Source organism: Pseudomonas sp. B13(2017), from assembly GCF_002113245.1.
In the GTDB taxonomy this organism is placed as follows: Bacteria; Pseudomonadota; Gammaproteobacteria; order Pseudomonadales; family Pseudomonadaceae; genus Aquipseudomonas; species Aquipseudomonas putida_Z.
The window spans coordinates 39,911-61,615 of sequence record NZ_NEJX01000006.1 but is presented as its reverse complement, the minus strand read 5'-3'; the positions used below and the strand labels follow the sequence as shown (position 1 = coordinate 61,615).

Genomic DNA, 21,705 nt, shown 5'->3' with positions numbered 1-21,705 from the left:
GTTTAGCTCTATATGGGGCCATGATCGGTACCCCGGCCTTTTGCGCCACCTGTCGAACCCAAGGCACTGCTGCTGGCCGTTTTCCGTCCGATCTGTATGCGCGATCAATGCGCAAACCCAGGAGAGCTTCCATGGCAAACGATCAGAAAGACCCCGGCCTCGAGCAAACCGAATCCCAGCCCGGCAGCGGTGACGGAGAGGTCCCGCTACCTTCGGATGACGAAGGCCCGATCGAGGAGGAGATGGAGGACGTGCAGGCCAACAATTCGGTTTCTACCGAGCACCCGCAGCCTCGCTGACGGGATTTGGCCGGAACGAATGCGGTTCACACCTTTCTTGCGAGGTATGCAGCGATGAGCCCCGATCCGAATGCCCAAGGCGGCACGAACCCGGACATGCCCACTTCACCTGACCCGGCCGTTGACCCCGACCGCCCGACCATACCCGACCCTGACGACGACCCGCTCATGAACGAAGAAGAGGGTGGTGATTGGCAGGAGGAAGACAGCTTGGCTGATGACGGCAGGCAGAGCGTGGAGCAGCCTGCGGTGGACCTGGATCAGCGCAGGGAATGACCATTGATAGGGCAGGGCCCTGTGGGAGCGGGTTTACCCGCGAAGAATCCGACACGGTGCATGGCACCGGCTGCGCCGGTGTTCGCGGGCATGCCCGCTCCCACAGGTACTGTGGCTGCCTTGAAGGCTGTGGTGATTCTGTGGGAGCGGGCGTGCCCGCGAAGAATCCAGCGCGGTGGCTGGCACCGGCTGCGCCGGTGTTCGCGGGTGAACCCGCTCCCACAGGTACTGTGGCTGTCTTGAAGGCTGTTGTGATTCTGTGGGAGCGGGCATGCCCGCGAAGAATTCAGCGCGGTGGTTGGCACCGGCTGCGCCGGTGTTCGCGGGCGCGCCCGCTCCCACAGGTACTGCATCTGCCTTGAAGGCTGTAGTGATCCTGTAGGAGCTGGCTTGCCTGCGATGGGCTGCGCAGCAGCCCCAATCGACGCAGCCCTGGCATGCGCGCTGGCGTATCACCCCCGTCGCAACGCAGCCGCCAGCCCCACGGTCAGGATCACGGCACAAAGCATGGCCAGGCTGATGGCAATTGCGACACCCCAGCCATCGAGCAGCCCTGCCAATACCAGATAAAACGCAATCACCCCCACCGCCCCAATCGCATTGCCCCGCACCATCGCCGCCATTCCGGCACGGCCATTCTGCACATGGGCGAATACCACCAGCGGCCAGGCAATCACCGGGATCGGCGCCAGCATGCCGCTGGCCGCCGGGCCCAGCCAGTTGGCCAGGCTTGTGATGACCATCAGCAACGAAGTGGCAGACACCATGCGCAGAGGGATCTCCCAAAACCGCTGCCGGGGTCGGGCCAGGGCATCCGGCCTGGGCTCGCGGCCGCTGGCGCGTATCAGCACGCCAATCAGCACCAGCGCCACGGCAATCGACAGGTACAGGTTGCCCCCGTGGGTAAACGCATAGGCCGCTACACCATAGAACAGCATCGCCAGTAATACGGCCGGGCCGATGCCGAGCCTGCGTGTAGCGAACAGGTAGAAAGTGTAAGTGGCCTGCACCGCCGCCAGGCCGCCCAGCGCGCCGGGCACCGCACCCAAGGCAAAGGCCGTGCCCTGTTCCAGGCACAGGAAGGTCATTACCAAGGCCGAAGTGATCGGCAGGCCGGAAAGCAACCCACCGAGCAGGCCACCCCAGCGACGCGAGGCGAGGGAGATGGCCCACATCAGTAGCGGGGTGACGATCAGCTTGAGGTAGAACAGGGTCATCGCAGGGCTATCCATATGTGCGAAAGGTGCGCCCGCCGTAGGCATTGGGTAGGGCGCAGATGAGTCAACCGCGGCTGGCCTCCAGCGCCTGGGCCAGGTCGGCGATGATGTCGTCGCTGTGCTCGATGCCGATCGACAGGCGCACCATGTCCCGTGGCACGCCGGCCTTTTCCAGCTCGTCGTCGTTGAGCTGGCGGTGTGTAGTGGAGGCGGGGTGGCAGGCCAGCGACTTGGCGTCGCCGATGTTTACCAGGCGCACCACCAGCTGCAACGCATCGATGAAGCGCGCACCGGCCGCCTGGCCGCCCTTGATGCCGAACGACAGGATCGACGCCGGTTTGCCGCCGGTGTAGCGCCGGGCCAGTTCATGCTCGGGGTGGTCGGGCAGCCCTGCATATTTCACCCACGCCACCTGCTCGTGGGCTTGCAGGTAGCGGGCGACCTTCAGCGCGTTCTCGGTGTGGCGCTCCATGCGCAGGGCCAAGGTTTCCAGGCCTTGCAGGATCAGGAAGGCATTGAACGGCGACAGCGCGGCACCGGTGTTGCGCAACGGCACCACGCGGCAGCGGCCGATGAAGGCGGCGGGGCCGAAGGCTTCGGTGTAGGTGACGCCGTGGTAGGACGGGTCGGGGGTGTTGAGCAGGGCGAAGCGTTCCTTGTTGTCGGCCCAGGGGAACTTGCCGGAGTCGATGACGATGCCGCCGATGCTGGTGCCGTGGCCGCCGATGTACTTAGTCAGCGAGTGCACGACGATATCGGCACCGTGCTCGAACGGCCGGCACAGCACCGGGGTGGCCACGGTGTTGTCGACGATCAGCGGCACACCATGGCGGTGGGCGGCCTCGGCCAGCGCGGCGATGTCGACGATATTGCCGGCAGGGTTGCCGATGGACTCGCAGAACACCGCCTTGGTGCGCGAATCGATCAATGCTTCGAGGGCGGCGATGTCGTCATGGGCGGCGAAGCGGGTATGGATGCCCATGCGCGGCAGGGTGTGGGCCAGCAGGTTGTAGGTGCCGCCGTACAGCTTGGCCACCGAGACAATGTTGTCGCCGGCCTCGGCGACGGTCTGGATGGCATAGGTGATGGCCGCCATGCCCGAGGCCACCGCCAGCGCGCCAACCCCGCCCTCCAGGGCGGCCATGCGCTGCTCGAGCACGTCGTTGGTGGGGTTCATGATGCGCGAGTAGATGTTGCCGGCCACCTTCAGGTCGAACAGGTCGGCGCCGTGCTGAGTGTCGTCGAAGGCGAAGGAAGTGGTCTGGTAGATCGGTACGGCCACTGCCCGAGTGGTCGGGTCGGGGCTGAAGCCTGCGTGGATGGCGAGGGTTTCCAGCTTCATGCAATCGTTCCTTGAGCGTGGGTGGAGCGATCGAGCATGTGGCGGGGGAAGGGTATGGGTCAAGCGTGAACGCGCGATGGGCTGCCGGGCAGCAGCCCATCGCATCCACGGGCGCTTCTACTGGTCCTGCCGGCGCACCTGCATCAACCACTGCCCTCCATACCAGGCGCCACCTACCGCGATCAAACCCGCCACTGCGCGCCAGTCACGGAAGAACAGTCGCATCGCATTGATGGTGGGCGGTGCGTCGCTACTGCGGACGTAAATGCGGATCCGCGAGGGTTGTGGTGCGGGATCGGTCTCCACGCTGTCGTGTTGCGAAAGCGAAGCTGGGCTGACGCCCTCCTGGATGATCAGGTAGTCACGGCCCTGCTGCGCCACGCGGGCGTTGATCTTTTCCTTCTTCAACTGCTCGACCAGGCCTTTGGTGACGCTTTGGATCTGCTGATCCACGGTATGGACGAAGTCCAGTAACTGGGCGCCACTCACCTTTGGGTCGGCGGTAAACGCCAGCGGGCCGGCGTTGATGGTGGCGATTTCTATGGGTTTGTTCATTCTCAGCTCCTTGCCGAATCCGGCGACAGCAGGCCGGCGCGCTGCTGCGCGCCGGCCGCAGCTTCAGGCGTGTTCGAGAACCCTGCCAAGGCGCTCCTGGCGGGCAGCGATCAACCGTTGGGTAGCCTCGTAGGATACTTTGGTCACTTCGGAGTAGGTGATGGTCAGTTTGATATTGGCGCCGTCCATGCGCGCAGTTGCGGTTGCGCAGTTCATGCCACTGGGGAACTTGATCTCTCTTGGGCCGACAACGACGTTGCTGCTGATGACTTCACCCAGCTGTACTTTCTGGAACAGCCCCAAGTAATAAGTGGGTGTCACCTTGAACTGAGCCTGGCCGCTACCGACCACATCCGGCTTGAACACCGAACCCTGCCCGCTCATGCCGATACCCAGGTTGGCAGGCAAGTTCGATTTGTTGTTGATCTGGATGCTGTCTCCGGGCGCCGAGCCGCTACCCAGCACCAGTTGCTGGACGTTGTCCTTGAACACACAGTCCCAGACCGATCCGAGCTGCGTCGACAGCGTCTGGCTGGCCTTGTACACCCCGACGCCACCGACCTGCCGATAGTTGGCGATCACCACGTTGTAGTCGATGGTCCACTCCACCCCGCTGAAGCCCTGGGTGGGCACGGTGGTCTGCTTCCAGGACACGCTGTCGAGCCCTACCGAGCTTGGCAAGGTCTGGTAGACCGCGAGGGTCCAGGTATCGTTGGTCTGGTTGTCGAAGTCTACATAGTAGTCAGTGCTCATGATGCTCTCCTTGTCATGTGGGCCGAGCGTGTGGGGTCACGCGCTCGGCCCAGTGTCAGGAGCATCGATCATGCCAGGCTGGTGATCGCTTTCCTTTCAACCAGTTAGGCCGAAAAGCAGGGGTACAGGTGGACGTTTTCGTCCACCTGGGGGAGCCGATGGCGGACGTATCCGGCCACCTCAGCCAAGGGGCGCCCTGGCGTAGCACAAACGGCTCGGTCGCACCTTCATTCGCACCAGCGACAGCAGGAAGCCGAAGCCACACTGGTTGGGGTCCAGCACCGGTACGTAGCAGCCAAGGTCCTGCTCGATAAGCTTCGACAAGCGCTCGGCGACACCCATGAAGCCGGTACAGCCAAGCAACAGTGCCTGCGCGCCGTCCTCTTTGATGGCCGCCAGCCCGGCTTGCAATGCCTTGACCAGTACCACCTCCACATCACCCAACTGGGCCACCGGGCAGTCGATGGAACGGATGGAGGCAAAATTGATGCTCTGGCCATAATTGGCCACATGACCGCGTTGCAGGGCCAGGGTGCTCTGCAGGATGGTGATGATGGAAAACCGCTGACACAACCCCAGGGCACTGAACGCGGAGGTGGGGAAGCCGCCAATGATCGGGATATCGATCACTTCGCGGGCAGGCTCCACGCCGCACATGTCGAAATCGCTCAGCCAGATGCCGTCGAACCCCTGCTGCTCAAGCTGTTGGGCCAGGCGCACCACCGCCAGGGCGTTCTCGGTGAGATTCAGCCGGTTCTGGATACACGGGCTGCCCTGGTCGATGTTGTACACCTGGACCTCGACGTCCGGGGGCACCACTGGGGCTATCGAGGCCAGCAGGCCCTCGTTGTAGTTGCTGCTGTTGACCGGCGCGAGAACCGCAATACGCAGGCTCATAGTCGTAACTCCTGCAGTTGCTCGATGCTTCGGTAGGCGCCCATGTAACCCAGGTCTGCCAGCAACTGCTCGAAGCTCCACGCGATCAATCCACCGGGTTGGCGTAGCGGCGCCGCCGCCTGCCAGCCGATCAGGCAGGCACCGCGCCCGGCATAGCTCGGGTCCAGCGAGCCGTCGGCGCGCACCAGGTCGCCGTTGGAGGCCAGTGCCGGCCCCGGGCCTTCGAAGAACCAGGCAATGCTGTCCGGGGCCATGGCCAGCGGTTGCGGCTGGTGCTTGTCCCACAGCAACAGCGACTCGTTCTCGTAGCACAGGCGCAAGCTGCCTTCCGGGCTGTCGAGGTCGATGCGGCCGATGTCAAAGCCGCCCTGGGTAGTCACGCCGGCGTGGGTCAGGCGCGCATTGCGGGACAGGCAGCGGGCCATCAGGCCGAACTGGCCAAGCCAGTCGAGCACGGCCTGGCAAGTGTGCAGCTGCCCCGCAGCCAGGGCTCTGCCCAGCGCCAGGGCGCGGCTGAGGGTGCCGCGCAGCGGCAGCGCGGAAGGCAGCTGGTCGGGGCTCATGCACCATAGCGCCAGGCCACCGAACTCACCGAACGCCGGCGAGCCGACCACAGGGCGCAACATTTGCTCGGCGATCACATTGGCGTTTTCTGCGTACCCTTGGGCCTTGGCCGGCGGCGTCACATTCAACTCCACCACCAGTCCGCCCTGGCTAACCACGAACGCCGGCCGCGGCGGTATACCGGCAGCAGCGAAGGTGAGCATCGGCAATGAGGGCACCGCGCGCCCGGCGCCGTCCGCATCGACCACCGCCAGGCCCAGCTTGGCGGCGGCCAGGCACGCAACCAGAAAGCCCAGCGCGCCGCTTTCCGGCGGCACGACATAGGCAAGCTCGCGGCCCTGCTCGTTCAGGCGCTGGCGCAAGCATTCCAGGGCCTGAATCGGCCCGAGCGGGTACTGGCAACGCCCGATCGTTTCCGGTGCACCCATGTACGCCACTACCGCGGCGTCGCCGGCACGGGCCTCATCCACCGTGACCACCCTGACGCGGTCGCGCGGGTAGAATTCCCCGACATTGAACGCGGCCAGCAAGTGCCGGGCCGACGCCAAGGTGCCGCCACCACCACTGCCAAAGAAACAACCACCGTTGATCAACGCTTGCAGATCCTTGTGCTCCAGCTCAAACGCCATGATCGTGCTCCTGCTTTCGGGTTGAGGGGGTCAGCTCGACAAACGTGCCAGCCAGCTACGCACGGTGCTGGCGGGCGGGTAGTCCAGTTGCGGGTCGAGACCGCGTAGCGCGCGCACCAGGATCGACTGCACCTGGGCGCCACGTTCGCTGCGTTCGAGCAACCGGGCCAATTCCAAGGCGGCGTGCAGCCGCGCCGGCACCACGCCGAGGGTCAGTGCGGTGGACAAGGCGACGCGCAGGGTCGCCTCGGCTTCGCGGTCGTCACCAAGCGCCAGCAGCGCCCGGCCGCGTAACAGCATCAGTTCGCACAGGTAGGCGCGCTCCTGATGGTCCTGGGCCAGGTCGAGGGCGACATCCACCAGTTCCAGGCAGGCCTCTGCACGCCCGCCCAGCAACAGCACTTCGCCGCGCTTCCAGGCCTGGAAGCCATGGAACAACAGGCCGCCGTTACGCAGTACATGCTGCTGGTAGCCTTCGGCAATGGCCTGTTCACCGGCTTCGTACTCACCGGATATGCCCTGGTGATAGCCGCGCAGGATCATGCCCACGCCCCGGTAGAAGGAGAACTCGTGGCGCGCACTGAGCAGCTCCAGCTCGCGGGCCTGGCGCCCGAGTGCATCGCGCTCGCCCAGCACTGCGGCGAGCCAGGCCGCGCCCTGCAGAGCGACCGCGCGGTTGAAGGGGTTGTCGACCGCCTGCTCGGCGCGGGATTGCAAGCGGGCCAGCGCCTGGCGCGCCTGGCTGAACAGGCCCAGCTCGAAGGCGGCCAGGCCTTCGAAAGTGCGGGCCAGGCCTACCAGGTCCAGCCCTTGGTTCGATGGCCAACTGGCCTGGTCGTCCTCCAGCAGCCTGCCGCGCGTCAGGCAGGCCAGGCTTTCCTCGAAGTCGCCGAGCCAGAACAGGGTGTTGGCCATGGCCAGGTGGGCCTCGATGCGCAGTGCTTCGCCACCGGCTATCTGCGCCTGCTGCAGCATCTGTTGTGCCGTAGCGCGGGCCTCTGCCAGTTCCAGGCCCATCAACAGGGTGGTCCACAGCCCGAACGACACCGACGCCATCTCTTGCGCCTGGCCTTGGCGCGCGGCCAAGGCCTGGGCGTCCCGGTAGCTGGCCAGGCTGGTGATGCTCAACCAGCCCTCAATACTGCGAAAGCTAACTCCCAGTAACCGGTGCAACTCAAATTGCAAACGCCACAGGTCTTTGCCCTCGTAGACCCGCTCGGCTACTTCCAGGCCTTTCTGCAAAGGGCCCAGGGCGCCGCGGAAGTCGGCCCCGTCGATCAGCTTGCGGCCTTCGGCCAGGTAGCGCTCCACGGTCAGGCGCAAGTCCTGGCGCAACCGGACCCGCCGCTCGATCACCTTGCGATTGACCCCCAACAGCTGCGCCGCAGCACTCTTGTTGCCGTTGCAGCGGTTCAGCGCATGCTCGATCAGCAGTGTTTCCACCGCCGCCAGTTTGTCCGGCCCCTCAAGCCCGAGCAGCGCTTCGACCAGCTCTACGGCAAGCGCAGAGGCGGGCGAGGGCGGTGCCAGCAACTGCTCGAGGGTTTCCCGGCCGACCAGTGATGACGGGGCCAGGGTGCCGATGCGATCGATCGAATTGCGCAGTTCGCGCACATTGCCGGGCCAATCTCGCTGGCACAGCAGCTCCAGCGCTGCGGCATCGAAGTGCAGCGGTCGCCGTTGCTGACGGCAGAAGTGCTCGATCAGGTCCGGGATGTCCTCCCGCCGCTCGTTCAGCCCCGGCAGTTCGAGCTCGAACACCGACAAGCGGTAGTACAGGTCTTCGCGAAAGCGCTCCTCGGCCACCAGGCGCTTGAGGTCACGGTGGGTGGCCGCCACCACCCTGCCGCGGAAGTGCCGGCTCTCGCTGCTACCGAGCGGCCGGTACTGCCCGGTTTCCAGTACCCGCAGCAGCTTTGGCTGCAGGGCCAGGGGCAGTTCGCCGATCTCGTCGAGGAACAGAGTCCCCGCCCCAGCCATCTGCAGATGGCCCATGCGCTCGCCAACCGCGCCGGTGAACGCGCCGCGGGCATGGCCAAAAAGCTCGGACTCGAGCAATTGCTCGGGGATCGCCCCGCAGTTGAGGTCGATGAACGGTTTGCCCGGCGCGCTCAGACGGTGCAGTTGCTGGGCGATGACTTCCTTGCCGGCTCCCGTCGGGCCAAAGATCAGCACCGGCCGGTCGCTCTGCGCCACCCGCCGCAGCAGGGCTTGCAGCGCCTGCATGGCAGGCGAACGGCCAGGCACGCCGTCCTCGTCGCCCGGGTGCGTGGTGCACAGTGGCTCCATGAGAATCCATCCTCGTTGGGGTGAGCCAGGCAATGAGGTATAGCAGAGCGACGCGGCCGCTGCTGTGTGTCCGGGTGGCCACCGGTCAGAACGTCGTAAATGGCGCGTGGGTGCAGCATGGCTGCGCCATGCCAACCACTACAGCATCCGCACCATCTCCCAGAACGATGCCGCCACCCCGGTAATGCTTTCCCCGGCAATCAGCCCCGCTGCGGCCGTGATCGCAAACCGCTCTGTAACGCTCGGCCAACGGCAACCGACCAGCCAGGTAACCACCGCGCCGAGCCCCATCATCATGCTGATCGATGCCGGCAATATGAACGCCAGCCCCAGCGCGCCGGTACTCGGCAGCCAGCGCGCCACCCATTGCGGCAGCAGGCTGTCCAGCGCGCCCAGCAGCACGCCTGCCGCGCTGCCGGCCACGATCGCCCAGCGCAGCTCCGGCGACAGCGCCCCCAGCCCCTGCATCAGGGTCTGGGCCACGGCCTTCCAGGTCGCCACGGCCGGTGCGGGCCATTGCTCGGTAAGCAGCAGGGTCTGCGGATCGGGAATCAGCACCAGGTACACCAGCACGCCCGCCACGCTGCCGATGAGAATGCCCAGGCACTGTGCAATCAGTTGCTTGTATGGCGTGGCGCCGATCGCCTGGCCAACCTTGAAGTCGTTCATCAGGTCGGTAGCTTGCCCGGCCGCACCACCGGAAGTGTTGGCGCTCATCAGGTTGATGGCCACCTGGCCCGGGGCGACCAGGCCAAAGCTGAGCTGCGACAGCTTGCCGATGGCGCCGATCGGCGCAATACCGGTGGCACCGACCACGCGCGCGGCGACCACCGCAAGGCATATCGCCAAGGGAATGCTCAGCAGCGCCATCCACCAGTCGATGCCGAACAGCAACGCCTGTAACGCCACCACCAGCGCAATGGACAATAACAGCCCGCACGCAGGTGCCAGGGAAAATCGCCCACGGGCGTGCGCTGCCCGACTTGCCAGCGGGGCGGTGGGCCTTTGCCGGGGCATTTGCAACAGGCGGACCGACAATGAAGTCAGGGTCGCGCATACCATCAGGCTGACGCCCGGCCACAACAGCCATTCCACCAGGGCAGCGAACTGTGGGCCGCTGGCGTTCGGGGCCAGCACCACCAGGGCATGGTCGATCAGCCACGGTGCCAGCCCGCCCCAGGCCAGCGCGGCGCCGAACAGCAGCGTCAGGCCCACGCGGATACCGATGATGCCGCCGAAGCCGACCAGCATCAGCGAAGGATCGAGCGTGAAGGTCAGGCGCTCGAGCGCAGGCGAGGGTGCCCAGCGCGGTATCGCCCAGACGAACCCGTCAATCCACTTCACCAGCCCCGACAGCAACGCGGCACTGCACAGCACCTTTATCCGCATCATGGCTTCGTGGCCGTGGCGGTAGATCTGCTGCAATGTCTCCAGGGTCGCCATGCCCTCAGGGAACTTCAGGCCATGGTCATCGAGCAGGGCGGGGCGCAGATACCAGGCGATCCAGATGCCCAGGAAACTCACGGAGAACACCCAGGCCATCATCGGCAGCGGGTCCAGCTGGTGACCGGTAAGCAGGGTATAGGCGGGGATCGGCGCGACCAGCCCGCCAGAAACGATGGACGCGGCGGCCGAGGCCACGGTCTGGTTGATGTTGCTTTCTTGCAGCGTCCATGCGGGCCGTCCCTTCCTGCGCCCCGCCAGGCCCTGCCACAGGGCGAAGCCGACCAGCAAGGCGATGATCGACATGTTGAACGACCAGCCGATCCGAAGGCCCGCGTACACATTCGAGGGTGTCAGCAGAATGCCCAGCACTACGCCGGTGAGCACCGCCCGCAGGCTCAGTTCACGTTCGATGCGAGCCTGGGGAAGAGCGGTGGACGGGGCATCTCTCATGGCAATCCCTTGTCGGAGTGGTAAGCGCGCTTTGCACAACTGAGCCACTGCTGCCACAAAGGTTCACTGTTGCTTGCGGTTGTGCAGGCTGCCTACCAACGGGCATATCGTCCGGACAGTCCATCCTTGCGCGCCCTCCGTTTGCCACCCCGCACGACGCATGCACCAATCGGCAAATCCCCCGCTGGCGATTGCAAATTGTGTAACGGCAAAGTAGCGACACAGAATGTCGCAGGGGACTGCCAGGATGCCTGCATCCAACCCCCGAGGATTTTCGGAATGAAAGAATTGACTTGCTTCGCCGTCGGACTGGTCGTCGGCGTGCTGTTGATGAAGAAGACCCAGGCAGTCGTTGATCTGCAGCGCGAACTGGAGCGCGAGCGCGGCCGCCGCAGCGCTCAGCCCACAGCGTGAGAATTTTGATATATGGCTTTTTGCTACTGGTAGTTGATAGCGGATAGTGCTAAAAAGCCATCAAAGGACAGTTCGCCAGCAATATGACGCCAGCGAATCATCATCAAGGTCGATTGAGCACGTTTCATGTCAGATCCCAAAGACAGGCTGTTCCGGCATCTGGCCCTACTGCGTCTCATCCCCCGTGAGCCGAAGAGTATCTCCACCACCGAGTTGTTTGAGCGGCTGCGGCGCGAACGGTTCGACTTCGATCCACGCACGCTGCAGCGCGATTTGGCAGGGCGCCTTGCACTGGACTTCCCGTTGCTTTGCGATGAAAGCCAGAAACCCTATCGCTGGAGCTTCCCCAGCAACACGCCGGACTTCGAGTACCCGGCCTTGGACACGCCTACTGCATTGGCGTTCGTGCTTGCCCAAAGCCATCTGGACAAACTGCTACCTCCCAGCGTGATGCAGCTGCTGATGCCTCATTTCGACCTGGCCCGCCGTCAAATCAACGCGCTGCAACACAACAACCTTGCGCATTGGCGTGATAGCGTGCGTGCGCTGCCTAATGGCAAGGCACTGCAACCTGCAGAAGTGGATACGGTGATCTGGTCCAAGGTCGCGGATGCACTACTGGATAAGCGCCAGTTGGACGTGCTCTACCTCAGCCGTAGTAAAGGCCAGCCTAAGACGTTGCGCCTGCATCCGCTGGGGATTGTCGCGCGTCACTCCATCAGTTACCTGATAGCCGTTGTCGATGGCTACACCGATGCGCGTCAGTTCGCTCTGCATCGCATCCAGCAAGTGACCTGCCTGGAGGCACCTGCGGAAACTGCGTATGGGTTTGACATCGACAGCTATTTGCTGGGCGGAGGTTTCAACACTCCGGGGCCGGTCGAGCACGTCGAGTTAGTGGCCGACGTAGCACCGCAAATTGCTTGGCTGTTGAGCGAAACACCACTTGCACGAAACCAGCGCCTGGAGCACTTGCCAGGCTCAGACTGGCACCGTGTGCGAGCCAGCGTACCTGATGATCAGGAAACCCAGTGGTGGCTATTCGGTCTGGGAGAGAACGCTCGCCTGCATGAACCGCGCAGCTGGGTCCAAACCATCCGAACAAGGCTTATGGACGCGCAGGCATTGTACGCGCAGCCGTCAGCCGAACTGTCTTCCGTTGCCAACCACCCCTCTGGCTGCCAGGAAACCAACAATGAAGTCTGATTCGTCAAAACCGTCCAACTCGAACAGCAACCATGAAGAGATCCAACGGGACATTATCCAGAGCGTGACGGCGCTTTCCACCAGCGAAACCGTCAGCCGCTTTGGCAGTGCCAATGCCGAATACATCAAAGGCTTCACGGGCGTCGATAACGAAACCGGGCAGCGCTTCGCCAAGGGGCTGGCCGATATTGCCAAGCACAAAGTCAACGACGACCCGCTCTACGCCAAGCAGAACATCAAACAACAGGCAGGCTATTCTGCGGAGGTAGCTACCACCAGCTGTGATAATGCCGAGGCAATCATCAATGGTTCGAAAGTGCGTACTTCGCGCAGTGACGACCTGCCCCAATACGGCAAGAACCACAATGTGGTGGACCGTGTGCAGCTCATAGACGGGCAGGTTATTGAAGGCACGCAGTCGCAGATGAAGTTTGTGGGTAACCGCGATCAGTTGTTCGAGGACATTGCCAGCGAGAACGGAAAGTTCGCCCGCTACCGTGGAATCAAGCTCGAGCTGCCATCCGAACAGTTTGAAGGAGCAGAAGCTCATTGTCGCGAAAAGGCTGCAGCGCTGCGCGAGCAGGCTACCAAGGTCGATGCGGCGGGCAAGCCAGACGTAGCGGCCAAGCTTCGCCGCGATGCGGATAATTACGAGCAGTTGGCGGATAACGTCAAAGACAGTGGGCTGACCACCGAGGACGCCATTTTCTATCGTGAGAACCCCGAACTCGCCACGGTAATGGATATCGGCCGCACTAGTCATCGCGCCGGCCTGGAGGGCGCCAAGCTTGGTGCGATTGTCGGGGCCAGTATCTCGACGCTGCAGAATGTGTTCTCGGTTGCGCAAGGCAAGCAAGACCTCACAGATGCAGCGCGTGCGGTAGCGACAGATACCGCCAAGGCAGGTGCTCTTGGCTATGGCACTGCATTTGTCGGTGCAGCACTCAAGGGGGGTATGCAGCAGTCCGGCAATGTGACTCTTCGTAATCTGGCCAATACAAATGCACCGGCAATGGCAGTGAATGTTTGCCTGTCGCTCGGCAGTTCCGTCAAGCGATACGTCACCGGTGAAATCAGCGAAGCGCAGTTGCTTGCTGAACTGGGCGAGAAGGGCTCGGGCATGCTCGCCAGCAGCATGATGGCGGCCGTCGGCCAAGTCGCTATTCCAATTCCATTCGTAGGCGCGGCCGTTGGCGGCATGATCGGCTACACCCTGTCTTCGCTGTTCTACCAGGCAGCCCTGGATGCCGCATGCGGGGCTGAACTTTCCCGTATTCAGCTGGAGCGCACCCGTGCCATCCAGGCTGCTGCCCGCGATCGTATCGCTGTTGAGCAGGCCGCCTTGGATGAGTTCACCAGCCGTGAAATCCCGCAATTGCGAAGGGAGACGCAGCAGCTGTTTTCCAAGATCAATGCCACCGGCAGCGTCAGTACTGATGAGGTTGCAGCGGCGATCAATGAGTACGCCACGTTGCTGGGCAAGAAGCTGCAGTTCCAGACACAAGATGAGTTCGACAGTTTCATGGACAGCGACAGCCCGCTGGTTCTGTAAGCATGTTGCCGACTTAAAATTTCCAAGGAACGAGGACAACACCGTTCATGCTGATCAAGCTCCTGTCCACGCCGGACAAAAAACATTTGATAGACCTGGCAAAGCTGCTCGCGCTTTCCGATAAGCCCCTGTTGTGGGATGGCAAGACAGCCGCTGAAGTGAATGCCGGCACCAACCTCGATGCCCTTTCAATCCAGGAAGGTGAGCATGAGCGCGAACTGATTGCCGAAATGGAGCAATTGGCAGGTATCAACCAACAGTCGTCATCGTTCGTCTGGCCTGGTAGACGGACCGATGTGCAGTCGAGCCTGCTTGAGGCCGTCAAGACGTTTCCTATCACCCAGGCAGATCGCCCTGAGTCCCGTGCCCAGGCAGCGAAGACCGTGCTCAAGGAATTGCTCAAGGACAAGAAGTGCGATCAACCTTCCATTCCGAAGGTAATGCTGTTCGAGCTGATACTCGTGTCGCTGCGAGGTGGCTGTATTTCCAGCATCGAATGGGCACTACTCAAAGAGTTTCAACAGCACCACAAACTTGAAGACTTCATCTTCGATGACCTCCTGGAACGCGCAGAAGTGCTGAACAAGGAAGTCAACAAAACCATCTCAATTGTGCTTGAGTAAGGAACGCATCATGCCATTACCCCTGCTTATCGGCGCCGCCGCCATCGCTGGCATCTACGGTGCAGTCAAAGGCGTCAGTGGTGCTATCGACCACAGTAATGCCAGCGATCTCAACGAAGACGCTCGTACCATGGTCAACAACGCCAACGAGGAAATTGAAGATCAGCGCGAGAAGACCAACAGTACGTTGGAAGACTACGGTCAGCGCAAACTGCGTGCGTTCAATGGCGTAATTGCCGATTTCATCACGACTTATGAGCGTATCAAGAACGTTGAACTCTCGCAGAGCCCGGAACTGGACAAGCTCAACGCAGGCGATTTCACCAGCAAGACGCTGACTGGGCTACGCCAGGATTATAAAGCGCTGCAGGACGCAGGTCTGGGCTTGGGTGCGGGCCTGAGTGGCGGCGCAGCACTTGCCTTCGGTGCCTACAACGGCACCATGTTGCTGGCGACTGCCAGCACCGGCACTGCCATTTCTTCGCTAGGGGGGGTGGCTGCAACTAATGCTACCCTGGCCTGGTTGGGTGGTGGTTCGCTGGCCGCAGGCGGTTACGGCATGGCAGGCGGTATGATGGTTCTGGGTGGCATTGTGGCGGGTCCGGCATTGGCCATCTTTGGCCACGTTCTGGGTAACAAGGGTGAAGAGGCCCTGAACAAGGCCCGCAGTAACATGGAACAGGCCCGTACAATCCGCGACCAAGCCAAGCTGATGACCGACAAATTGAGCGCCATTGCACAAGTCACCACGCTAGCCAACAACACCTTCTCCAATGTCAGCTCGCAACTGCGTCGCGCTGTGAATGAAATGAAGACGGTTATCGATCAGCAAGGTGTCGACTACCGTGGTTACTCGGATCAAAGCAAAAAAGTGGTGTTCGGCTCGGTCAAGTTTGCCCAGTTGCTCAAGGCCATGATCGACACTCCGATTCTGGATACTGACGGTAACTTGGTGCTGTCCACTGAAAAGCGCATCAAGGACGTCACGCTGGTTGCTAATGGCAAGAAAGCTGGCCTGGACGCTCCTGTCGCTTGAGTGTTGCTGGTTCAAATGCTGCGCTAGCAATACTAGAGCCCACGCATTTGCGTGGGCTCTTCAATTTCAATACAGCCCTCCCAAGGCGCGGATGAGGTCTGAATGATTACCTCCGACTCAGCGTTATCGAGGTTCCCCTGTAACCAATGTGGCTTGTGCTGCCAACGTGTGGACAAATCTGACGAGACTCGGTTTCTGGATCGGGGGGATGGTGTTTGCAGTCACTACGACTCCTTGCGAAAAGGCTGCGGTATCTACGAGCAACGACCTGATATCTGCCGTGTAGATCGTCAGTACGTTGAGCGTTTCGCCGAGCACTATGGCTGGGATGAGTTTGTGGCGATGAATGTGGCGGTTTGCATCGAACTGCAGAATGACGGGCATCGGGCTGTGCTGTGCAAAAGTACTACCTGAGCAACCCGTCTTTAGCGCATGCCCTGGTGTCGTGCGTACCGCCAAGCGAATCTGGTAGTCCATTTTGCTTTCCCACACTGCACCGACTGTAAAGATATGCAAAGTTTCCCCAGGCCATCACGCTGTCACTCTAGAATCCGCCCGCTGCCGAACTTGGTAATGGCAGGCAGCAGATCTAGCCTTGTGGAGCGTTCCAATGAAGTCGAAACACCTTTTCCGCGCAGCTCTGGTTGCGGCGTTGGTATCGGCCTTGTCAGGCTGCTGGATTTTCATGCCGCCGGGTGGTGGCGGTGGTCATGGTGGTGGCCACGGTGGCGGCGGTGGCTTTGGCGGCCATCAGGGCGGTGGCCCTCGCTAAGCTGACCTAGCGATGGAGCGCACAGCCTCGGCCGGGTCGCTAAAGCGTACCCGGCGCGAGCGCACATACCACGGTTCACCTCACCCCGACCGCCCAAACCGCTTGCGATACTCCGCCGGCGTCACCCCCACATGCTTCACGAACGCCCGCCGCAACGTATCCGCATTGGCAAACCCGCACAGCGCCGCCACCTGCTTCGGTGCCTCTCGCCCAGCCTCCAGCCGCGCCCGCGCAGCATTCACCCGCGCCAGCTCCACCCACGCGGCCGGGGTCATGCCCACATCACCCTGAAACACCCGTGCAAAATGCCTCGGGCTCAGCCCAACCCGCGCAGCCAGGCTGGCAACCCCGTGGTCCAGTGCAGGGTTGCCGGCCACGTAACGCTGCAACCCCTGCAATGCCGAACGCCCAACCGGTGATGTCCCACCTTGCCGGCTGAACTGCAGCTGCCCGCCAGGCCGCTTGAAGTACATCACCAGGTGCCCGGCAACCTGCTTGGCAATATCCCGCCCCAGGTCTTCTTCCACCAGGGCCAGCGCCAGGTCCAGCCCGGCCGTTACCCCCGCAGCGGTACGCAGGTTGCCGTCATGCACCTGAATGGCGTCGGCATCCACCTGCACCCGCGGATAACGCTCGGCCAGCGGCTGCGCCACGGCCCAATGGGTGGTCACACGCCGGTCATCCAGCAACCCGGCAGCCGCCAGGGCAAACGCCCCCGTGCACACCGAGCCGTAACGCCGGCAAGCGCCCGCGCGTTGCCGCAGCCAGTCGAGAATGCCGGGGCGCAGGTATTGCTCGGCAGCCTGCGGCGTGCCGGCGACCAGCAAGGTGTCGATGGCGTCCAGGTCTTCGCCGATCCAGCCGTCGGCGACCAGGCGCGTACCGGAAGAGCTCACCAGTGGCCCCGGTTCGCAAGCCAGCAACAGCAGGCGATAGGCATCACGGCCGGCCTGGCGGTTGGCTTCGGCGAACACATCGAGCGGGCCGCAGGCATCCAGCAGTTGTACGCCGGGCATGGCCAGGATGGCGACCGTGATGGGGGCAGAGGGCATGGTGGCTCCGGGCGTTGCGCCGCAAGTCCGTAATCCGCCGACAATGGCAGTATCTGGCGTTACAAGTCAATTGAGGACATTGGCTCACGACCGCAGACTGGGCTCGTCATCAACCCACCCAGGAGCAACCATGTCCTCATCTATCGCCGGTATCCAGGTGCCCGACAGCGCCATGGCTCGGGAAATCACCGAGCTCGTCCGTGACACGGCTTCCCCTTTGCTGTTCCACCACTCCAGCCGGGTGTTCTACTTCGCGGCCCTTGCCGGGCAGCGGCTGGGGCTGCGCTACGACAGTGAACTGCTGTACGCAGGCTGCATGTTCCATGACATGGGCCTGACCCACCAGCACAGCAGCGATTGCTGCCGCTTCGAGGTGGACGGTGCCAATGCGGCGCGCGATTTCCTCCAGCGCCACGGTGTGGACGAGCGCGATGTCGAGCGTGTGTGGACGGCGATCGCGCTGCATACCACGCCGGGCATTCCAGAGCACATGCACCCGCTGATCGCCCTGGTCACGGCGGGGGTGGAGACTGATGTGCTGGGGCTGCACCACGAAGGACTGGGGATTGCCGCGCGGGACGAAGTGGTTCAGGCGCACCCGCGTGGGGAGCGGTTCAAGGAGGCGATCATCCAGGCGTTTTACGACGGGATCCGGCACAAGCCGCAGACCACGTTTGGCAACGTGAAGGCGGATGTGATCGCGGACAAGGAACCTGCATTCCGGCCTGGGAATTTCTGCAGCATCATTCGGCAGTCCTGCTGGGCGAGCTGAGTAAAGCGGGCTGGTGCTGCCGGTGTTCGCAGGCCCTGGTGCAAGTCAGCTAAACAGATTGGGGCCGCTTTGCGACCCTTCGCGGGCGTGCCCGCTCCCACAGGTTGCGCATCAGATCAAACTGGTGCTATCGAAGTGGGAGCTGGCACGTCGAGCGCAGAGTCCGCCGCCGAACGCTCGCGATTCGCCACCCCGAACGGCACATGCACCATCGGCAAATCCCCCGCCGGCGATTGCAAATGGCTGCGCTGGTCATCAAAGAACACATGCGGCTTCAGTATCGACAGCACCCTGGGTTTTTCCATCCCGCCCAGAAAGAAGCATTCGTCCGGCGATACGCCCCAGTCTTTCAACGTCGTCACCACCCGCTCGTGCGAAGGGGCATTGCGCGCCGTCACGATGGCAATCCGCAAGATGCGCTTGTACGCCGGGTCCTCGGCCAACTTGCGGTCTTCGAGCATGCGAATCAGCGAAAGCTTGCGGTACAGGTCCGCCAGCGGCCCCGGCGAATGCGGGATGCCCTTGCGCACGCGTTCATGCTCCTGAAACTCGTCCAGGTTGTCGTCGCGCTTGTACACGCGCTCGGCCTCGTCATCGGCAATCACCCCGTCAAAGTCGAAGGCTACCCGCAGTTCGGTGTCGATCTCGTCATCGTAGATGCGTGTCGGCAGCACCCGCCCGGCCGGGTAGTTGGCGTCGATGGCTTTCTGCACATCTTCCTCGTTGGCGCTGAGAAACAGCGAGGCATTGAACGCCGGGATGTACTCGTAGGGCGAGCGGCCCGACATGAACGCCGCGCGGGTGATGTCCAGCTGGTAGTGGCTGATCGAGCGAAACACCCGCAGGCCGGTTTCCGGCGAGTTGCGCGACAGCAGCACCACCTCCACCGGCAACTGCTCGGGGAAGGCCTGGTTGATGCTCAGGAAGCGACGAATGAACGGGAACGCCACACCCTTGGGGAAGGGTTCGTCCAGGTTCTGCTGCTGGTGCTGGCGGTAAGCCTCGACGCCCTCGGTCTGGTAGATGTCGTCCGAGACGGTGAGGTCGAACAGCGCACTCGAAGCAACGCCGATGACCAGTTTCTGTTCGATGGGGTAGGGCATGAAGCAACTCCTGAGCGTGAGCCGAGGGCAAGGGATCCTGTACAGCGCGATTCTGTAGGAGCGGCCTTGTGTCGCGAAAGGGCCGCAAAGCGGCCCCTGGATTTCAGCAACTGTGCATAGTCTGTTGGGGCTGCTCTGCAGCCCTTTCGCGACACAAGGCCGCTCCTACAAGGCGCTGGGCAGGACTGACAGTTGCTCCACCAGAAAATCCACGAACACCCGCACCCGCGCCGGCATCGCCGGGCCGCCGACGAACACCGCGTGGATCGGCTCGCAATCACCTGGGTTGTACGCCTCCAGCAACGGCACCAGCTGCCCTTTGGCCAGGTCATCGGCCACGGTAAAGGTACCGATGCGCGCCACGCCGGCGCCGAGCCTGGCCAACTGCGCCAAGGCCTCGCCGCTGCTGCATTCGATATTGCCCGTCACCTTCAATGAAAAAACCTGCCCGTCGCGGCGGAACGGCCAGTCGGGTGCGGCGCGGCGGAAGTTGAAGCGCAGGCAGTTGTGTCGGGCCAGGTCCTCCGGCACAAGCGGCGTACCGCAGCGCGCCAGGTACTCGGGCGAGGCGACGATCACCTGGCCGGTTTCGCCAATGGCGCGGGCGCTCAACGAACTGTCCGGCAGGTGGCCAAAGCGCAGCGCCACGTCGGCCTGGCCGCCGAGAATGTCGGCCACTTCGTCGCTGAGGGTAAGGTCGACCAGCACCTGCGGGTAGCGCGCGCTGAACGCTGCCAGCAACGGCACCACGGTCAAGCGGCCATGGCCCAGCGCTGCGCTGACCCGCAAGCGCCCGCGTGGCACGCCCTGGTCGGTGATGGCCTCTTCCACTTCTAGCATGTCGGCCAGCACCCGCCGTGCACCGCGCAGGTACGCTTCGCCCTCGGGCGTGAGGGTGATCGCCCGGGTGGTGCGCAGCAGCAGGCGGGTGCCCAGGCGCTGTTCGGTGCGCGCGAGGATCCGGCTCACCGCCGAAGGCGTCAGGCCCAGCGCCCGGGCGGCGGCGGACAGGCTGCCCTCCTGGGCCACCTTGGCAAATATTTCCATCTCTCCGGATCTTCCACTGAAGTCCATTTGTGCCTCTTCAGCAAAGGTGGTTCGCAAAAATGCAGTCTAGTGCGGCTCAGCTTCGGATCGTAGCATTTGCAGCACAGATAAGGAGCTTGCCATGCGTATCAATCCACCTCTTGTCGCACTCGCCATCGGTGCCTTCGGCATCGGGGTCACCGAGTTCGCCCCCATGGGCATGTTGCCCAGCATCGCCACCGACCTTGGCGTCTCCATCCCCGCTGCCGGGCTGTTGGTCAGTGCCTATGCGATCGGTGTGCTGATCGGCGCACCGCTGATGACCCTGGCCACGGTGAAGATCCCGCGGCGTTACCTGCTGATCGGGCTGATGGCCATCTTCACCCTCGGCAACCTGATGTCGGCCCTGGCCAGCGACTACGCCAGCCTGCTGGTCGCCCGCGTGGTTACCTCGCTGAACCACGGTGCGTTCTTCGGCATCGGCTCGATCGTCGCGGCCAGCGTGGTGCTGCCCGAGAAGCGCGCCGGGGCCGTGGCCGCCATGTTCATGGGGTTGACCCTGGCCACCATCGGCGGTGTGCCGCTGGCGACCTGGTTCGGTGAAATGCTGGGCTGGCGCACGGCATTCTGGGGCATCGCCGGGCTCGGCCTGGTGGCAATGACCACCCTCTGGTACGCACTGCCCAATGTGCAGTCGCCCAAGGGTGGCGGGGCTATGGCCGAAATCCGCGTGCTGGGCCGCGGGCCGGTGCTGGCGGCACTGCTGCTGACCGTGGTGGGCTCCAGTGCGATGTTCACGGTATTCACCTACATTGCGCCGATCCTGCAGAGCGAGGCGGCAGCGTCCACTACCTTCGTCACGGCCATGCTGGTGTTGTTCGGTGTCGGCCTGACCTTGGGCAACGTGTGGGGTGGCAAGGCGGCGGACCGCTCGATCGACCGTACCCTGATGTTGTCGCTGGCCGTGCTGATTGCGGTGTTGCTGGTGTTACCGCTGGTGATGGACTGGCCGCTGCCGACTGCGCTGGCGATCCTGGTGTGGGGCGCTGCCAGCTTTGCCCTGGTGCCGCCGCTGCAGATGCGGGTGATGGAGGCGGCCAAGGATGCGCCCAACCTGGCGTCGGCGGTGAACATCGGGGCGTTCAACCTGGGTAACGCGATTGGTGCGGCGCTGGGTGGGGCGGTGATCAATGCCGGGCTGGGGTATTCGGCGGTTTCCCTGGCGGGGGCGGCGATGGCGGCGGTTGGGTTGGTGATGGTATTGATGTTTGCCTGGCGTGGGCGGGCGGTGGCATTGGGGGATCGGGCAGCGGTGTAAGGGCTTGAGATCCTGGGGGCGCTTTGCGCCCCTTTCGCGACACAAGGCCGCTCCTACAGGAAACCGCGATTCCTTGTAGGAGCGGCCTTGTGTCGCGATGGGCTGCAAGGCAGC

22 protein-coding genes are annotated in these 21,705 nt (G+C 63.2%); 11 read left to right on the top strand and 11 right to left on the bottom strand.

Features of this window, described 5'->3' with window-relative positions; all coding sequences use genetic code 11:
- Nucleotides 1–131: 131 nt before the first annotated feature.
- Together CAG44_RS28915 and CAG44_RS10285 are read left to right on the top strand one after the other, a co-directional pair.
- On the top strand, nucleotides 132–299 hold the full coding sequence (locus tag CAG44_RS28915; RefSeq protein WP_178076943.1) for a hypothetical protein: 168 nt from the start codon (nucleotides 132–134) through the stop codon (nucleotides 297–299).
- A 96-nt stretch (nucleotides 300–395) separates the two neighbouring features.
- On the top strand, nucleotides 396–575 hold the full coding sequence (locus CAG44_RS10285; protein ID WP_170978830.1) for a hypothetical protein: 180 nt from the start codon (nucleotides 396–398) through the stop codon (nucleotides 573–575).
- 452 nt (nucleotides 576–1,027) lie between these two features.
- Here the strand turns inward: CAG44_RS10285 and CAG44_RS10275 are convergent, their stop codons facing one another.
- From CAG44_RS10275 to CAG44_RS10240, 8 genes are all read right to left on the bottom strand, one after another.
- Entirely contained in the window at nucleotides 1,028–1,792 is a 765-nt protein-coding gene (locus CAG44_RS10275) for a hypothetical protein (protein WP_085619441.1), read from the bottom strand.
- Nucleotides 1,793–1,856: 64 nt separating this feature from the next.
- Nucleotides 1,857–3,134 (bottom strand): bifunctional O-acetylhomoserine aminocarboxypropyltransferase/cysteine synthase, encoded by a 1,278-nt coding sequence (locus CAG44_RS10270; protein ID WP_085692067.1) that lies wholly within the window; start codon nucleotides 3,132–3,134, stop codon nucleotides 1,857–1,859.
- Nucleotides 3,135–3,251: 117 nt separating this feature from the next.
- On the bottom strand, nucleotides 3,252–3,689 hold the full coding sequence (locus CAG44_RS10265) for a hypothetical protein (RefSeq protein WP_085619443.1): 438 nt from the start codon (nucleotides 3,687–3,689) through the stop codon (nucleotides 3,252–3,254).
- A gap of 63 nt (nucleotides 3,690–3,752) precedes the next feature.
- Nucleotides 3,753–4,442, bottom strand: coding sequence for a hypothetical protein (locus CAG44_RS10260; RefSeq protein ID WP_046614039.1), 690 nt, complete (start codon nucleotides 4,440–4,442; stop codon nucleotides 3,753–3,755).
- Between the two features lie 180 nt (nucleotides 4,443–4,622).
- Nucleotides 4,623–5,339, bottom strand: coding sequence for an aspartate/glutamate racemase family protein (locus CAG44_RS10255; protein WP_085692066.1), 717 nt, complete (start codon nucleotides 5,337–5,339; stop codon nucleotides 4,623–4,625).
- Nucleotides 5,336–6,532, bottom strand: a complete 1,197-nt coding sequence (locus tag CAG44_RS10250; protein ID WP_085692065.1) for a DUF917 family protein — start codon at nucleotides 6,530–6,532, stop codon at nucleotides 5,336–5,338. Before CAG44_RS10250 ends, CAG44_RS10255 begins: the two co-directional genes overlap by 4 nt.
- Before the next feature lie 30 nt (nucleotides 6,533–6,562).
- The gene (locus CAG44_RS10245) at nucleotides 6,563–8,821 is read right to left on the bottom strand and encodes a sigma-54 dependent transcriptional regulator (RefSeq protein ID WP_085692064.1); all 2,259 of its coding nucleotides are present in this window, start codon (nucleotides 8,819–8,821) and stop codon (nucleotides 6,563–6,565) included.
- A gap of 138 nt (nucleotides 8,822–8,959) precedes the next feature.
- Nucleotides 8,960–10,717 carry an OPT family oligopeptide transporter gene (locus tag CAG44_RS10240; RefSeq protein WP_085692063.1) on the bottom strand — a complete coding sequence of 586 codons (1,758 nt, stop codon included), beginning with the start codon at nucleotides 10,715–10,717 and terminating at the stop codon, nucleotides 8,960–8,962.
- A 279-nt stretch (nucleotides 10,718–10,996) separates the two neighbouring features.
- On the opposite strand from CAG44_RS10240, the gene CAG44_RS29095 reads away from it, so the two are divergent.
- The 7 genes from CAG44_RS29095 (at nucleotide 10,997) to CAG44_RS28910 (ending at nucleotide 16,320) form a co-directional block, all read left to right on the top strand.
- The gene (locus CAG44_RS29095; RefSeq protein WP_256575294.1) at nucleotides 10,997–11,131 is read left to right on the top strand and encodes a hypothetical protein; all 135 of its coding nucleotides are present in this window, start codon (nucleotides 10,997–10,999) and stop codon (nucleotides 11,129–11,131) included.
- Nucleotides 11,132–11,257: 126 nt separating this feature from the next.
- Entirely contained in the window at nucleotides 11,258–12,337 is a 1,080-nt protein-coding gene (locus tag CAG44_RS10235; protein WP_085692062.1) for a YafY family protein, read from the top strand.
- Nucleotides 12,327–13,889 (top strand): hypothetical protein, encoded by a 1,563-nt coding sequence (locus CAG44_RS10230; RefSeq protein ID WP_085692061.1) that lies wholly within the window; start codon nucleotides 12,327–12,329, stop codon nucleotides 13,887–13,889. The genes CAG44_RS10235 and CAG44_RS10230 overlap by 11 nt, the downstream gene beginning before the upstream one ends.
- 47 nt (nucleotides 13,890–13,936) lie before the next feature.
- On the top strand, nucleotides 13,937–14,512 hold the full coding sequence (locus CAG44_RS10225; RefSeq protein ID WP_085692060.1) for a hypothetical protein: 576 nt from the start codon (nucleotides 13,937–13,939) through the stop codon (nucleotides 14,510–14,512).
- A 10-nt stretch (nucleotides 14,513–14,522) separates the two neighbouring features.
- Nucleotides 14,523–15,548, top strand: a complete 1,026-nt coding sequence (locus tag CAG44_RS10220; protein WP_085692059.1) for a hypothetical protein — start codon at nucleotides 14,523–14,525, stop codon at nucleotides 15,546–15,548.
- Nucleotides 15,549–15,650: 102 nt separating this feature from the next.
- Nucleotides 15,651–15,962, top strand: coding sequence for a YkgJ family cysteine cluster protein (locus tag CAG44_RS29285; RefSeq protein ID WP_085692058.1), 312 nt, complete (start codon nucleotides 15,651–15,653; stop codon nucleotides 15,960–15,962).
- Between the two features lie 196 nt (nucleotides 15,963–16,158).
- Entirely contained in the window at nucleotides 16,159–16,320 is a 162-nt protein-coding gene (locus CAG44_RS28910) for a hypothetical protein (protein WP_178076944.1), read from the top strand.
- An 80-nt stretch (nucleotides 16,321–16,400) separates the two neighbouring features.
- Here CAG44_RS28910 and CAG44_RS10210 read toward each other — a convergent pair whose 3' ends face one another.
- Nucleotides 16,401–17,372: a GlxA family transcriptional regulator gene (locus tag CAG44_RS10210; protein ID WP_085692057.1), complete on the bottom strand. Its 972-nt coding sequence runs from the start codon at nucleotides 17,370–17,372 to the stop codon at nucleotides 16,401–16,403.
- 130 nt (nucleotides 17,373–17,502) lie between these two features.
- Between CAG44_RS10210 and CAG44_RS10205 the strand changes: the two genes are divergently transcribed.
- Nucleotides 17,503–18,144, top strand: a complete 642-nt coding sequence (locus tag CAG44_RS10205; RefSeq protein WP_085692056.1) for an HD domain-containing protein — start codon at nucleotides 17,503–17,505, stop codon at nucleotides 18,142–18,144.
- 116 nt (nucleotides 18,145–18,260) lie between these two features.
- Here the strand turns inward: CAG44_RS10205 and CAG44_RS10200 are convergent, their stop codons facing one another.
- Together CAG44_RS10200 and CAG44_RS10195 are read right to left on the bottom strand one after the other, a co-directional pair.
- Nucleotides 18,261–19,247, bottom strand: coding sequence for a 5'-nucleotidase (locus CAG44_RS10200; protein ID WP_085692055.1), 987 nt, complete (start codon nucleotides 19,245–19,247; stop codon nucleotides 18,261–18,263).
- A gap of 165 nt (nucleotides 19,248–19,412) precedes the next feature.
- Nucleotides 19,413–20,321, bottom strand: a complete 909-nt coding sequence (locus CAG44_RS10195; protein ID WP_085692054.1) for a LysR substrate-binding domain-containing protein — start codon at nucleotides 20,319–20,321, stop codon at nucleotides 19,413–19,415.
- 94 nt (nucleotides 20,322–20,415) lie between these two features.
- Between CAG44_RS10195 and CAG44_RS10190 the strand changes: the two genes are divergently transcribed.
- Nucleotides 20,416–21,591: an MFS transporter gene (locus CAG44_RS10190; RefSeq protein WP_085692053.1), complete on the top strand. Its 1,176-nt coding sequence runs from the start codon at nucleotides 20,416–20,418 to the stop codon at nucleotides 21,589–21,591.
- Nucleotides 21,592–21,705 lie beyond the last annotated feature (114 nt).

Coding starts and splice junctions, on each gene's coding strand:
- CAG44_RS28915 (WP_178076943.1), top strand. CDS start 132: ATGGCAAACGATCAGAAAGACCCCGGCCTCGAGCAAACCGAATCCCAG.
- CAG44_RS10285 (WP_170978830.1), top strand. CDS start 396: ATGCCCACTTCACCTGACCCGGCCGTTGACCCCGACCGCCCGACCATA.
- CAG44_RS10275 (WP_085619441.1), bottom strand. CDS start 1,792: ATGACCCTGTTCTACCTCAAGCTGATCGTCACCCCGCTACTGATGTGG.
- CAG44_RS10270 (WP_085692067.1), bottom strand. CDS start 3,134: ATGAAGCTGGAAACCCTCGCCATCCACGCAGGCTTCAGCCCCGACCCG.
- CAG44_RS10265 (WP_085619443.1), bottom strand. CDS start 3,689: ATGAACAAACCCATAGAAATCGCCACCATCAACGCCGGCCCGCTGGCG.
- CAG44_RS10260 (WP_046614039.1), bottom strand. CDS start 4,442: ATGAGCACTGACTACTATGTAGACTTCGACAACCAGACCAACGATACC.
- CAG44_RS10255 (WP_085692066.1), bottom strand. CDS start 5,339: ATGAGCCTGCGTATTGCGGTTCTCGCGCCGGTCAACAGCAGCAACTAC.
- CAG44_RS10250 (WP_085692065.1), bottom strand. CDS start 6,532: ATGGCGTTTGAGCTGGAGCACAAGGATCTGCAAGCGTTGATCAACGGT.
- CAG44_RS10245 (WP_085692064.1), bottom strand. CDS start 8,821: ATGGAGCCACTGTGCACCACGCACCCGGGCGACGAGGACGGCGTGCCT.
- CAG44_RS10240 (WP_085692063.1), bottom strand. CDS start 10,717: ATGAGAGATGCCCCGTCCACCGCTCTTCCCCAGGCTCGCATCGAACGT.
- CAG44_RS29095 (WP_256575294.1), top strand. CDS start 10,997: ATGAAAGAATTGACTTGCTTCGCCGTCGGACTGGTCGTCGGCGTGCTG.
- CAG44_RS10235 (WP_085692062.1), top strand. CDS start 11,258: ATGTCAGATCCCAAAGACAGGCTGTTCCGGCATCTGGCCCTACTGCGT.
- CAG44_RS10230 (WP_085692061.1), top strand. CDS start 12,327: ATGAAGTCTGATTCGTCAAAACCGTCCAACTCGAACAGCAACCATGAA.
- CAG44_RS10225 (WP_085692060.1), top strand. CDS start 13,937: ATGCTGATCAAGCTCCTGTCCACGCCGGACAAAAAACATTTGATAGAC.
- CAG44_RS10220 (WP_085692059.1), top strand. CDS start 14,523: ATGCCATTACCCCTGCTTATCGGCGCCGCCGCCATCGCTGGCATCTAC.
- CAG44_RS29285 (WP_085692058.1), top strand. CDS start 15,651: ATGATTACCTCCGACTCAGCGTTATCGAGGTTCCCCTGTAACCAATGT.
- CAG44_RS28910 (WP_178076944.1), top strand. CDS start 16,159: ATGAAGTCGAAACACCTTTTCCGCGCAGCTCTGGTTGCGGCGTTGGTA.
- CAG44_RS10210 (WP_085692057.1), bottom strand. CDS start 17,372: ATGCCCTCTGCCCCCATCACGGTCGCCATCCTGGCCATGCCCGGCGTA.
- CAG44_RS10205 (WP_085692056.1), top strand. CDS start 17,503: ATGTCCTCATCTATCGCCGGTATCCAGGTGCCCGACAGCGCCATGGCT.
- CAG44_RS10200 (WP_085692055.1), bottom strand. CDS start 19,247: ATGCCCTACCCCATCGAACAGAAACTGGTCATCGGCGTTGCTTCGAGT.
- CAG44_RS10195 (WP_085692054.1), bottom strand. CDS start 20,321: ATGGACTTCAGTGGAAGATCCGGAGAGATGGAAATATTTGCCAAGGTG.
- CAG44_RS10190 (WP_085692053.1), top strand. CDS start 20,416: ATGCGTATCAATCCACCTCTTGTCGCACTCGCCATCGGTGCCTTCGGC.